Raw genomic sequence first — 12,016 nt, 5'->3', positions numbered from 1 at the left:
CGGTCGCCTGCTGGCCGCGGCTCAGGTCGCGGCCAGCAGCATGCCGGCGAGCGCGATCTCGATCGCCGCCCCGTGGATGTCGCCGGTGACGCCACCCAGGCGGCGCATCGCTCGACGGGCGAGCGCTGCGACGAGCACCAGCCCGACCAGCGCGCACACGACGCCGCGCCACCATCCCAGCCCGGTGAGCGCCGTCACCGCGGCGAGCAGGGCGGCCAGGGCCGTCCACGCCGCGAGCGGGACGCCCGGGTGCAGCGTGCCGGCGTACGACGCGGTGAGGCCGTCCGGGCGGGCCGCGGGGAGGCCGCGGCTGCACAGCAGCGCGGGGGCGATCCGCGAGGCGCACACGAGCGCGCCGGCGAGGACCGGTCCCCACTGCCACAGCGCCAGCGAGGCGAACGAGGCCGCCTGCACCCCCAGGGTCAGCGCCAGCGCCGCCGCGCCGGCCGGGCCGGTGTCCCCGCGCTTCATCACCGCCAGCGCGCGGTCGCGGTCATAGGAGCTGGTCAGCGCGTCGGCGGTGTCGGCCAGCCCGTCGAGGTGGAAGGCGCGGCTGCCGAGCGCGAGCGCGGCGGTGGCCGCGACGCCGAGCGCCAGCGACGCCAGGCCGAGCTCGCGGCCGAGGAACAGGACCGCCGTCACGAGCAGCCCCAGCGGCACCACTGCCAGCGGGGCCAGGAGCAACCCGGTGAGCGCCACCCGCCGGTCGACGACGCGCGGCGGCGCCACCGGCACCGCGGTGAGGGTGCCGACGGCGAAGCGTGCCGCGTCGACCAGCACCACGCCGGTCGTGCGGGCTCCCTCGCCGCTCAGGGCATGACCTCGCTGAGCAGCGCGACGTCGCGCAGCACCAGCGCCGCCGAGCGGAGCACCGGGAGGGCGAGCAGCGCGCCGCTGCCCTCGCCGAGGCGCATGTCGAGGTCGACCACCGGCACCAGGCCGAGCTTGTCGAGGGCGACGGACTGGGCCGGCTCGGTGGAGCGGTGGCCGGCGAGGAACCAGGCGGCCGCGCCCGGTGCGAGCCGGTCGGCCATCACCGCCGCGGCGACCGAGATGACCCCGTCGAGCAGCACCGGGACGCGTGCGCGGGCCGCCGCGGCGAGGAAGCCGGCCTGGGCGGCGATGTCGGCGCTGCCGAGTGCGGTGAGGGTCTCGATGGGGTCCTCGGCGCGCAGGCCGACCCGGTCCAGCGCCTGCTGGATCACGGCGGTCTTGCGCTCCAGGCCGGCATCGTCCACCCCGGTGCCGCGGCCGGTGACCTCGGCGGCGTCCAGCCCGAGGGAGGCGGCGAGCAGCGCGGTGGCCACCGTCGTGTTGCCGATGCCCATGTCCCCGCCGACGAGCAGCTGGGCGCCGGCGGCGATCTCCTCCGCCGCCACCGCCTCGCCGACCCCGAGGGCGGCGCGCGTCTCGGAGTGGGTCAGCGCGTCCTCGACATGGATCGCGCCGCTGCCCGCACGGATCTTGCGCGAGGACACCGCGGCCGGTAGGTCGTCGAGGTCGGTGGCGACGCCGAGGTCGAGCACGCGCAGGGCGACGCCGTGCTGGGCGGCCAGCACCGAGATGACCGCGCGTCCGGAGGCCATCGTGCGGACCATCGAGGCCGTGATCGCCGTGGGGTAGGCGGACACCCCGTGCTGGGCCACGCCGTGGTCGCCGGCGAAGACGACCGCGCGGACCTCGCTCAGCGGGGCCGGCGGCACCTGCCCCTGGGCCGCGGCCAGCCAGATCGCGAGGTCGCCCAGCCGACCGAGCGCTCCGGCCGGCGTGGCGAGGTCGGCCAGTCGGCGCTCGGCGAGCGCGCGGTGGTCGGCAGAGGGCGGATGAACGGTCGGCACGGGTGCTCCTCGGGCGGGCGGTGTCGCGGACGACAGGGCACCCGAGGCTATCGCTGCGCGGCGGCTGTTGGCCGGACCGGGCACCGCGTACTGCTGCGCCCCTTGACCGGGGCGGCGCGGGTCACGACGGTAGTCCCATGTCCGTGCCCGGCTGCCCGCGCTGCGCCACGCCCGTGGCACGCGACGGCGCGAGTGGCTGGAGCTGTCCCGAGCACGGCCTGATCGCGCCGCTGTGGCGCGCACCGGAGGCGTCGTACGACGCGTTCGCCCAGCACCTGGTGCACAGCCGGGGGTTCCCGACGTACCTGCCCTGGCCGCTGAGCCCCGGCTGGGCGATCACCGACGTGGCCGCAGCGGGCGAGGCCGGCCGGGTGCGCGCGACCATGACCGGATGCTCGGGCGCGAGCGACGCCGACGGCCCGGTCGACCTCCTCGTGGTGGCCGAGGAGCCCGGGGTCGGCCTCGGTGCCCGGGTGGCCGGCACCCGCTACGCCGACCCCGGCACGGAGATCGGCCGCGGCCCGGCGGCGGCCTCGGTGCGGATCGGCAGCCAGACCGTGCGCCTGTGGACGGTCTCGATCAGCGCCGAGCCGGGGGAGTGGGACCGCAGCGTCGTGGCCGGCGAGGCGGACGGTCGCTGGCTGTGGATCGTCGTGCGACCGGCGCCGGCGGTCCTGCTGCTGGGCCGGGACCTGGTGCTGCGCGACGTGTCCGGGATCGGGGCGCCGCTGGTGGACCTGCCCTACGGCGGGCCCCACCCGCTGTGGTGATCGCGCGTATCACAGCGTGAGGAGCGCCTCCGGAATCGGTCCGTGCCCCGGGACGCACCTAGAGTCCTGCCGTGCGCATCGATCTCCACACCCATTCCCGGGCGAGCGATGGCACCCAGACCCCCACCGAGCTGGTGCTCGCAGCCCGCGCCGCCGGGCTCGACGTGCTCGCGATCACCGACCACGACACCGCCGCCGGCTGGGACGAGGCCGCGGACGCCGCCCGGTCGGTCGGGATCGAGCTGGTGCGCGGGATGGAGATCAGCACCAGCCACCGCGGCCACAGCGTGCACCTGCTCGCCTACCTGCCCGACCCGACCTACCCGCCGCTGGTCGCCGAGCTGGACGCCGTGCTCGAGGGCCGCCGCGGCCGGGTGCCGGAGATGCTCTCCCGCCTGCGCGACCTCGGCATCGACATCGACGCCGACGACGTGCGCCGCGCCGGCCACGGGACCGCGGCCACCGGCCGTCCCCACGTCGCCGACGCCCTGGTGACCAAGGGCGTGGTGGCTGATCGCACCGAGGCGTTCGACCGCTTCCTGGGCTGGGGCCGCCCCGCCCACGTCGTGCGGTACGCCGCGGAGCTGGTCGACGTCCTCGGCCACGTCAGCGCCGCCGGCGGGGTGAGCGTCATCGCCCACCCGTGGGGTCGCAGCCGGCACCGCTTCCCCGACCGCGACGACCTCGCCGAGCTCCGGGCCCACGGCCTGGCCGGGATCGAGGTCGACCACCAGGACCACGACGCCGCCACCCGCGCGGAGCTGCGCGGCCTGGCCCGCGAGCTCGACCTGGTCATCACCGGCGCCAGCGACCACCACGGCGCCGGCAAGGTCGACCACGAGCTCGGCGTCAACACCACGCATCCCGACGAGTACGCCAGGCTCCTGGACCTGGCCGCCATCGCGTCCGCGCGCAGCGGACGCCCGACCCCTGAAGTGGTACGCCCGTGAGCTCTGTCCTCGACACGGTCCTGGTCGTCGAGGTCTTCGTGACCCTGTTCGTGATCATGGACCCGGTCGGCACGATCCCGATCTTCTTGTCGCTGACCAGCGGCCGCGCGGAGGGGTACGCCCGCCGGGCGGCCCTCACCGCGGTCGTCGTCTCGTTCTTCGTGATCGTCGCCTTCGCCCTGTTCGGCCAGTCGATCCTGTCCTACCTGCACATCTCGCTGCCCGCGCTGCAGTGTGCGGGCGGTCTGCTGCTGCTCCTGATCGCCCTCGAGCTGCTGACCGGCAACGACAAGGAGCCGACCTCGACCACCGGCAACGTCGCGATCGTGCCGCTGGCGACGCCGCTGCTGGCCGGCCCCGGCGCGATCGTGGCGGTGATGCTCTTCGTCGAGCGCGTCGACGACACCGCCACCTTCAGCGCGGTGGCGATCGGCATCGTCGCGGTGCACCTCATGCTGTGGGCGGCGATGCGCTTCTCGCTGCCGATCCTGCGCCTGATCCGCGAGTCCGGCGTCCTGCTGGTCACCCGAATCGCCGGTCTGCTGCTCTCCGCCATCGCGGTGCAGCTGATCGCCGACGCGGTCCGCGCGTTCATCGCCGGCGAGGGCTGAGCGCGCTCAGCGGCGGCCGAGCGACTGCAGGCGCTGGAGCAGGCGGTTCGGGACCACCCGGGCCGCGGTGGTGATCGCCTTGTACTGCAGGCTCGGCACCGAGTAGACCCGACCGCGCGCGTGGTCGGCGAGCGCGGTGGCGACCAGCTCGTCGGCATCGAGCCACAAGAAGTCGGGCGCGGAGTCCTGGCGCACGTCCATGCGGGAGTGGAACTCGGTGCGGGTGAAGCCCGGGCACAGCGCGGTGATGGTGACGCCGCGGTCGCGGTACTCCTGCGCCGCCCACTCGCTGAAGCTGTTCACCCACGCCTTGGCGGCCGAGTAGGTGCCGCGGGGCAGGAACGCCGCCACGCTGGAGACGTTGATGATGCCGCCGCTGCCGCGCGCCGCCATCGGGCCGAGGGCGGCGTGGGACAGCCGCATCACCGCGGTGACCAGGACGTCGAGCATCGCGGTCTCGGCGTCCACGTCGTTGTCGAGGAAGCGGCCCTTGAGCCCGAACCCGGCGTTGTTGACCAGCAGGTCGACCGGCCGCGCCGGGTCGCGCAGCCGGTCCTCCACGACGCGCAGCTGGGCGCGGTCGGCGAGGTCGGCGGGAAGCACCTCCACGTCCACGGCGTACGACGCGCGCAGGGTGGCGGCCACCTCCTCGAGCCGCTCCCGGTCGCGGGCGACCAGGACCAGGTCGTGACCACCGCGGGCCAGCTGCTCGGCGAAGGAGCGTCCGATGCCGGCGGTCGGGCCGGTGACGAGCGCGGTGCGGCGGGTCTGACTGGCGGGGCCGGCGGTGCCGGCGGGGGCGGCGGGGGACGTGGAAGCGGCGACGGGAGCGTCCTGGTCGTGAGACATGCACAAGTCTTACCCCAGCCTCCCTCCTCGCACGGGGGCGTTCCGGCATGATGGCGAGCGTGAGCACCACACTCGCGCTCGCCAACCAGAAGGGCGGCGTCGCCAAGACCACCTCGGTCGCCTCGATCGGTGCCGCGCTCGTCGAGCTCGGCCACTCGGTGCTGCTCGTCGACCTCGACCCGCAGGCCTGCCTGACCTTCTCCCTCGGCATCGACCCCGAGGACCTGGAGCTCTCGGTCCACCAGGTGCTCACCCAGGGCCTGGACCCGCTCGAGGTCATCGTCGGCACCGAGGACGGCGTCGACCTGCTGCCGGCCACCATCGAGCTGGCCCGCGCCGAGGCCGAGCTGCTCACCCGCACCGGACGCGAGCAGGTGCTCGCCGGGGTGCTCAGCGACCTCGACGAGGCGCTGGCCGAGACCGAGGAGGGCGGCTACGACTGGGTCCTGCTCGACTGCCCGCCCTCGCTGGGCGTGCTCACGGTGGCGGCGCTGACCGCCGCCGACGGCGTGCTGGTGCCGCTGCAGTGCGAGACGCTCTCGCACCGCGGCGTCGGGCAGCTGCTCGACACCGTGCACGACGTGCGCCGCTTCACCAACCGCGGCCTGGAGGTGTGGGGCGTGCTGCCCACGCTGTACGACGGGCGCACCCAGCACGCGCGCACGGTGCTGGAGACGATCTCCTCGACCTACGACCTCGAGGTCGTCGAGCCGCCGATCCCCAAGACCATCAAGTTCGCCGAGGCGCCCGCGGTCGGGCGCTCGATCCTGCGCACCAGCCGCACCAGCAAGGGCGCGGCGGCGTACCGAGCGGTCGCCGAGAGCCTCGTGCAGCGCTCCCAGCGCCCGAAGGCCGCCCCGAAGACTGCCCGGAAGGCCGGGCAGCAGTCGTCCCGCTCCTCCCGGGAGTCGTCCTGATGGCCCGACACCGCGCGCCCCTGCGTCCGCGCTACGGCCGGATCTCCGCCCTCGCGGCGGCCCTCCTGGTGACCCTGGTGGCGGTGCTGGGCGGCACCGGTGTGCTGCCCGACGGCCCGGGCGGCTCCGCCCCCGAGCGCGCCGAGCAGGCGTCGGCACCGGTGGCCGAGGACGCAGACCCGGCGTCGGCCGGCCGGGCCGCGGACGAGCACACGAGCGCTCCCGAGCGCGCGGCGTACGCCGTGGTCGACGCCGCTGCCTATGCCGCCGGGCTCTCCTTCGACACCTCGCTGCCCCCGGGGTCCGGCCAGGGGCGCCGGGTGGTCTACAGCGAGAGTCGGCAGCGGGTGTGGCTCGTCGAGGACGGCGACCGCGTCGCGCACACCTACCTCGTCTCCGGCACCGTCCACGACAACCTCGAGCCGGGCACCTACGAGGTCTACTCACGCTCCGCGGACGCGGTGGGCATCGAGGACTCCGGCACCATGAAGTGGTTCGTGCGGTTCACCCAGGGGCCCTCGGGCGCCGCCATCGGCTTCCACGACATCCCGGTCAAGGACGGCGTGCCGCTGCAGGGCGTCGACGAGCTCGGTACGCCGACCTCGCACGGGTGCATCCGCCAGCGGCGCTCCGACGCCCGGATGCTGTGGGACTTCGCTCCGCTCGGCACCACCGTCGTCGTCACCCGCTGAGGCCCCGGACGACCTTCGAACGCCGAAGGCCCGGGCCTCGACGAGCGAGACCCGGGCCTACCGGAGAGATGTCGACTCAGGCGTCGGCGGGCGCGTCCTGCGACGCGGTGCCGCTGTCGGCGCCGGTGCTCGAGGAGCCCTCGGCGCCGCCCGAGCCGCCGGTGGAGCGGCGGCGGCGACGGCGGCGGTTGCGGCTCGCGCCCTCACCGGGAGCGGACTCACCGGCCGCCTCGGCGCCGGCGGCGGACGCGGCCGGCGCGGACTCGGACGTGGTGGCCTCGGCGCCCTCGGCGACGCTCTCACCGCTGCGGGTGCGGCGACGGTTGCGGTCGCGGTCGCGGGCCGGGCGCTCGCTGCGCTCCTGGCGCGGCGCGCGGTCCTTGCGCTCGACCGGGGCCGGGGCCACGATGCGGCCCTTGACGCCCGGCGGCACGCCCATGTCGTGCAGGAAGTGCTCGGAGGTGGAGTAGGTCTCCAGCGGAGAGTCGAAGGGCAGGTCCAGCGCCTTGTTGATCATCTTCCAGCGGTGCAGGTCCGCCCAGTCGACGAAGGTGACCGCGATACCCGAGGCGCCCGCGCGGCCGGTGCGGCCGATGCGGTGGACGTAGGTCTTGTCGTCCTCGGGGCAGGTGTAGTTGATGACGTGGGAGACGCCGCGGACGTCGATGCCGCGCGCGGCGACGTCGGTGGCCACCAGCACCTGGATCTTGTCCTCGCGGAACTTCGTCATCGCCTTCTCGCGGGCGATCTGGGCCATGTCGCCGTGCAGCGGGCTGGCCTTGAAGCCGCGCTCGGTGAGGTCGTCGGCCACCCGCTGCGCCTGGCGCTTGGTGCGGGTGAACACCACGATCTTCTCGACGTCCTCGGCCTGGAGGATCAGGCCGATCATCTCGCTCTTGTCCAGGTCGTGGGCCTGGTAGATGAACTGCGCCGTCGTGGGGACGGTGGCGTTCTCGTAGGAGGACTCCGCGCGGATGTTCATCGGGTGGCGCATGTGGGTGCGCGCCAGGGCGACGATCGCCGAGGGCATCGTCGCGGAGAACAGCATCGTCTGCCGGGTCTCGGGGGTCATCGACAGCAGCCGCTCGACGTCGGGCAGGAAGCCCAGGTCCAGCATCTCGTCGGCCTCGTCGAGCACCAGGGCGTGCACGTGGGACAGGTCGAGGGCCTTGCGGTTGGCCAGGTCGATCAGCCGGCCCGGGGTGCCGACGACGATGTCGACGCCGGACTCGAGCGCCTCGAGCTGGGTGTCGTAGCCGACGCCGCCGTACACGGTCAGCACGCGCAGGCCGATGTCCTTGCTGGCCAGGTGCAGGTCGCTGGAGACCTGGAGCGCGAGCTCGCGGGTCGGGGCGACGATCAGCGCCTGCGGCTTGCCCTGCGGCAGGTCGGCGTACGCCGGGTCGCTGGGCGCGATGCTGCGCTGCATCACGGGGATGCCGAAGGCCAGCGTCTTGCCGGTGCCGGTGCGGGCCTGGCCGATCAGGTCGGTGCCGACCAGGGCGACCGAGAGGGTCATCTCCTGGATGGCGAAGGGAGCGGTGATGCCGGCGCGCTCGAGCGCGTCGCAGATCCCGGGAAGAACCCCGAGCTCGCGGAAGGTGGTGGTCAGTGTCTCGTCTCTTTCTAAGCGGTTCAGCCGTCAGACCGAAGGGGAATCGGTGCGGCGGACCTCATCGAGAAGAGCGGGTAACCCCTGACGACGGCGTCGGCCGCGCACATGCAGGCGGCGCCCGGTTCCTTCGGCACTGCGGGAGCGGTGGGGAAGGGGACGCCACGGGACTTTCGCCGGCAGTCTATCGGTAGGGTCGGAGCATGACTGCATCCCCGCCCGGACCGGACGGCCCGCTCGCGCTGGAGGACCCGGCGTACCGGGAGGCGGTGGTCGACCTGCTGGGTGCGGTCGCGTACGGCGAGATCAGCGCCTTCGAGCGTCTCGCCGAGGACGCCCGGCTCGCGCCCACCCTCGAGGACAAGGTCGCGATCGCCACGATGGCGGCCGGTGAGTTCGGCAAGGTCGGGCTGCTGCAGCGGCGCCTCGAGGAGCTCGGCGCGGACCCGTTCGCCGCGATGGCGCCGTTCCGCGCGCCCATCGACTCCTTCCACGAGCACACCGCGCCGTCGGACTGGTACGAGAGCCTGATCAAGGCCTACGTCGGCGACGGGCTCGCCGACGACTTCTACCGCGAGGTGGCGGCCTACCTCGACGTCGACACCCGCGACCTGATCGTCAGCTCGCTGGAGGAGACCGGCCACTCGGCGTTCGTCGTGGACCGGGTGCGCGCCGCGATCGCCCGCGACCCGCGCCTCGGCGGTCGGCTCGCGCTGTGGGGTCGCCGGCTGGTGGGCGAGGCGCTGATCCAGGCCCAGCGGGTGGCGGCCGAGCGGGACTCGCTCTCCGCGCTGCTCGCCGGCGGCACGGATCGCCCGGGCCTGGACCTGGCGGCGATCGGGCGGATGTTCGCCCGGCTCACCGAGCGGCACGCCGAGCGGATGGACACCCTCGGCCTCGCCAGCTGACCTGCGGGGACGACGCCCCGGTCGTGGACCTCAGCGCCGCCGGCGGCGCATGTCGGTGAGCACGGCGGCGGCGCCGACCAGCGCGAGCGCGCCGGCGATCTGCCAGCCGTGGCGCCACCAGTCGAGGCCGGGGGTGCTGGGCGCCCAGATGTAGGTGTAGGCGGCGTTGCCGAGGGCCACGCCGCCTACACCGCACAGGATCGACAACCACAGCGGCACGGCGTCGACCTCGACGGGATCACGGAGCTCGCCGTGGTCCCGCGAGGTCAACAGTGTGCCGAGGAGCCCGACGACGGTGCCGCCGACGAGCGCCCAGAGGATGTCGCTGACGAGCATCGGGTCGCGGCTGACGTCAGCCGCGGAAGCCGACCTGGCCGACGACGCTGGAGCCGACCTCGACGTAGGCCACCTTCGAGGCAGGGACGATGACGGTGCGGCCCTTGACGTCGGTCAGGGTGAAGACGGAGTCCGCCGCCACGGCCTGGGCCAGGAGCTCCTGGACGTGGTCGCCGGTGACGTCGGTGTCCACGACGAGCTCGCGGGGCGCGTGCTGCACGCCGATCTTGACCTCCACAGGTCCTCCTTGTGATGCGGGTGATGGGGTGGTGCTTCGGGATGGGGGTGGGCCGGAGCCCGGGTCACTCGGTGCGGGGGTAGCCGCGGATACCGCGCCAGGCCAGGCCGGCCACCAGCGCCGCAGCGTCGGGACGCGAGATGCCGCCGGCCTCCGCGAGCCAGAACCGCGCGGAGACCTGGGCCATTCCGACCAGGGAGACCGCGAGCAGCCGGGCGGCCGGCTGGGGCAGGTCGGTGTCCTCGGTGATCACCTCGGCGATCATCGAGGCGCACTCGGTGGTGACCCGCTCGGTGTGCTCGCGGACGGCGGGCTCGCTGGTCAGGTCGGACTCGAAGACCAGCTTGAACGCGCCGGACTCGCTGGCGACGTAGTCGTAGAAGGCGTCGATCGCGGCCGCGACCCGCACCTTGTTGTCGTGGCTGCCCTCCAGCGCGCGGCGGCAGTTGTCGATGATCGTGTCGCACGAGGCGTCGAGCAGCGCGAGGTAGAGGTCCAGCTTGCCGGGGAAGTGCTGGTAGAGCACCGGCTTGGAGACCCCGGCACGCTCGGCGATGTCGTCCATCGCGGCCGCGTGGTAGCCCTGGGCCACGAAGACCTCGAGGGCTGCGCCGAGGAGCTGGGCGCGTCGCTCGCGGCGCGGCATCCGTGCGCCGCGGGGGCGCCCGCCGTCGACGTCGTACTGCCCTGCGCCCACGTGTGCTCCTCAACGAGTCCGATCCCGAGTGTCGTCGCCAGACCCTACCGGCCCGTAGCCAGGGTCCGGATGACGGGACGCCGTGCCGAGGCGCTGAGGGGGAGGAGGGAACATGGTGCTGTCGTGCGGCGTTGTGCCGTGGACGGTCGCGGCCCCGGTCGCCGTCGTCGACGACTACCAAGACGAACCTGTGCAAGGAGCATGTCGTGTCCTTTACTCCCCTGGTGGAGCCGGCGGACGAGCTGACCATCGACGAGGTGCGTCGCTACAGCCGCCACCTGATCATCCCCGACGTCGGCATGACCGGGCAGAAGCGGCTGAAGAACGCCAAGGTGCTGGTCATCGGCGCCGGCGGCCTCGGCAGCCCCGCGCTGCTCTACCTGGCCGCGGCCGGGGTCGGCACGATCGGCATCGCCGAGTTCGACGAGGTCGACGAGTCCAACCTGCAGCGCCAGATCATCCACGGCCAGAGCGACATCGGCCGGCCCAAGGCGGAGTCGGCCCGCGACGCCATCCAGGAGGCCAACCCCTACGTCAACGTGGTGGTGCACAACGAGCGCCTCGACAACGACAACGTGCTGGGAATCTTCGAGGGCTACGACCTCATCGTCGACGGCACCGACAACTTCGCCACGCGCTACATGGTCAACGACGCGGCGTACTTCTTGAAGATCCCCTACGTCTGGGGCTCGATCTACCGCTTCGACGGCCAGGCGTCGGTCTTCTGGCCGCACGCGACCGACGAGAACGGCGAGTCCGTCGACGCGCCGTGCTACCGCTGCCTCTACCCCGAGCCGCCGCCGCCGGGCATGGTCCCCAGCTGCGCCGAGGGCGGCGTGCTGGGCGTGCTGTGCGCCTCGATCGGCTCGATCCAGGTCAACGAGGCGATCAAGCTGCTCACCGGCATCGGCGACCCGATCGTCGGCAAGCTGATGATCTATGATGCCTTGGAGATGGAGTACCGCAAGCTGCGGGTGCGCAAGGACCCCAACTGCGCGCTGTGCGGCGAGAACGCGACCGTCACCGGCCTGATCGACTATGAGTCCTTCTGCGGTGCGATCTCCGACGAGGCCGCCGACGCCGCGGCCGGCTCGACGATCTCGGTGGTCCAGCTCGAGCAGATGCTCAAGGAGCGCGAGGAGGGCACGCGTGACTTCGTGCTCGTCGACGTCCGCGAGCCCAACGAGTACGAGATCAACAAGATCCCGGGCTCGGTGCTGATCCCCAAGGGTGAGTTCCTCAACGGCTCCGCGCTGGAGAAGCTGCCCTCGGACAAGCAGATCGTCATGCACTGCAAGAGCGGCGTGCGCTCGGCCGAGACGCTGGCGATCGTGAAGGGTGCCGGCTTCACCGACGCCGTCCACGTCGGTGGCGGCGTGGTCGCCTGGGTCAACCAGATCGACCCCAGCCAGCCGGCGTACTGATCCCCTGGGCAGGTCCCACCTGCTGCTCACACTGCCCCGCCCGGTCCGCCGGGCGGGGCAGTGTCGCGTCCGGGGCGCGCCGTAACCCGGGCCCGCCTCGCGCGTTGGAACCGCAGACGTCGCGAGCGATCCTCTGAACCCGCTGGGGGGCGGGGAGGGCGCTCCGGGCCGAGT

At 73.4% G+C, this 12,016-nt stretch carries 14 protein-coding genes; 7 read left to right on the top strand and 7 right to left on the bottom strand.

What is annotated here, in order from left to right:
- Window positions 1-21: 21 nt before the first annotated feature.
- Window positions 22-783, bottom strand: coding sequence for an adenosylcobinamide-GDP ribazoletransferase (locus GFH29_RS14960; RefSeq protein WP_228387522.1), 762 nt, complete (start codon window positions 781-783; stop codon window positions 22-24).
- Window positions 784-809: 26 nt separating this feature from the next.
- Window positions 810-1,838 (bottom strand): nicotinate-nucleotide--dimethylbenzimidazole phosphoribosyltransferase, encoded by a 1,029-nt coding sequence (gene cobT, locus GFH29_RS14955; protein ID WP_153324601.1) that lies wholly within the window; start codon window positions 1,836-1,838, stop codon window positions 810-812.
- 137 nt (window positions 1,839-1,975) lie between these two features.
- Between cobT and GFH29_RS14950 the strand changes: the two genes are divergently transcribed.
- The 3 genes from GFH29_RS14950 (at window position 1,976) to GFH29_RS14940 (ending at window position 4,169) form a co-directional block, all read left to right on the top strand.
- The gene (locus tag GFH29_RS14950) at window positions 1,976-2,608 is read left to right on the top strand and encodes a DUF6758 family protein (protein WP_153324600.1); all 633 of its coding nucleotides are present in this window, start codon (window positions 1,976-1,978) and stop codon (window positions 2,606-2,608) included.
- Window positions 2,609-2,679: 71 nt separating this feature from the next.
- Window positions 2,680-3,558 carry a PHP domain-containing protein gene (locus GFH29_RS14945; protein WP_153324599.1) on the top strand — a complete coding sequence of 293 codons (879 nt, stop codon included), beginning with the start codon at window positions 2,680-2,682 and terminating at the stop codon, window positions 3,556-3,558.
- The gene (locus GFH29_RS14940; protein ID WP_153324598.1) at window positions 3,555-4,169 is read left to right on the top strand and encodes a MarC family protein; all 615 of its coding nucleotides are present in this window, start codon (window positions 3,555-3,557) and stop codon (window positions 4,167-4,169) included. The genes GFH29_RS14945 and GFH29_RS14940 overlap by 4 nt, the downstream gene beginning before the upstream one ends.
- Window positions 4,170-4,175: 6 nt before the next feature.
- Here the strand turns inward: GFH29_RS14940 and GFH29_RS14935 are convergent, their stop codons facing one another.
- Window positions 4,176-5,018, bottom strand: coding sequence for an SDR family NAD(P)-dependent oxidoreductase (locus tag GFH29_RS14935; protein ID WP_153324597.1), 843 nt, complete (start codon window positions 5,016-5,018; stop codon window positions 4,176-4,178).
- 59 nt (window positions 5,019-5,077) lie between these two features.
- Between GFH29_RS14935 and GFH29_RS14930 the strand changes: the two genes are divergently transcribed.
- Complete coding sequence (locus GFH29_RS14930) at window positions 5,078-5,935, top strand: ParA family protein (protein WP_153324596.1); 858 nt, start codon at window positions 5,078-5,080, stop codon at window positions 5,933-5,935.
- Window positions 5,935-6,627 (top strand): L,D-transpeptidase, encoded by a 693-nt coding sequence (locus GFH29_RS14925; RefSeq protein WP_153324595.1) that lies wholly within the window; start codon window positions 5,935-5,937, stop codon window positions 6,625-6,627. Before GFH29_RS14930 ends, GFH29_RS14925 begins: the two co-directional genes overlap by 1 nt.
- Before the next feature lie 76 nt (window positions 6,628-6,703).
- On the opposite strand, the gene GFH29_RS14920 is transcribed toward GFH29_RS14925, so the two are convergent.
- On the bottom strand, window positions 6,704-8,146 hold the full coding sequence (locus GFH29_RS14920; RefSeq protein WP_228387521.1) for a DEAD/DEAH box helicase: 1,443 nt from the start codon (window positions 8,144-8,146) through the stop codon (window positions 6,704-6,706).
- Between the two features lie 296 nt (window positions 8,147-8,442).
- Between GFH29_RS14920 and GFH29_RS14915 the strand changes: the two genes are divergently transcribed.
- Complete coding sequence (locus GFH29_RS14915; protein ID WP_153324593.1) at window positions 8,443-9,147, top strand: ferritin-like fold-containing protein; 705 nt, start codon at window positions 8,443-8,445, stop codon at window positions 9,145-9,147.
- 30 nt (window positions 9,148-9,177) lie between these two features.
- On the opposite strand, the gene GFH29_RS14910 is transcribed toward GFH29_RS14915, so the two are convergent.
- The 3 genes from GFH29_RS14910 to GFH29_RS14900 form a co-directional block, all read right to left on the bottom strand.
- Complete coding sequence (locus tag GFH29_RS14910) at window positions 9,178-9,483, bottom strand: hypothetical protein (RefSeq protein WP_153324592.1); 306 nt, start codon at window positions 9,481-9,483, stop codon at window positions 9,178-9,180.
- 16 nt (window positions 9,484-9,499) lie between these two features.
- A complete protein-coding gene (locus tag GFH29_RS14905) occupies window positions 9,500-9,721 on the bottom strand; it encodes a DUF3107 domain-containing protein (protein ID WP_153324591.1) in 222 nt (73 codons plus the stop codon).
- Window positions 9,722-9,785: 64 nt separating this feature from the next.
- On the bottom strand, window positions 9,786-10,367 hold the full coding sequence (locus tag GFH29_RS14900; protein WP_153325818.1) for a TetR/AcrR family transcriptional regulator: 582 nt from the start codon (window positions 10,365-10,367) through the stop codon (window positions 9,786-9,788).
- A gap of 257 nt (window positions 10,368-10,624) precedes the next feature.
- Between GFH29_RS14900 and moeZ the strand changes: the two genes are divergently transcribed.
- Window positions 10,625-11,842 (top strand): adenylyltransferase/sulfurtransferase MoeZ, encoded by a 1,218-nt coding sequence (moeZ, locus tag GFH29_RS14895; RefSeq protein ID WP_153324590.1) that lies wholly within the window; start codon window positions 10,625-10,627, stop codon window positions 11,840-11,842.
- The last annotated feature ends 174 nt before the right edge of the window (window positions 11,843-12,016 follow it).

This window comes from Nocardioides sp. dk884 (genome assembly GCF_009557055.1).
Lineage (GTDB): Bacteria > Actinomycetota > Actinomycetes > Propionibacteriales > Nocardioidaceae > Nocardioides.
Note: the sequence above shows the minus strand (reverse complement) of the source record. Positions and strands in the feature narration are given on the sequence as shown.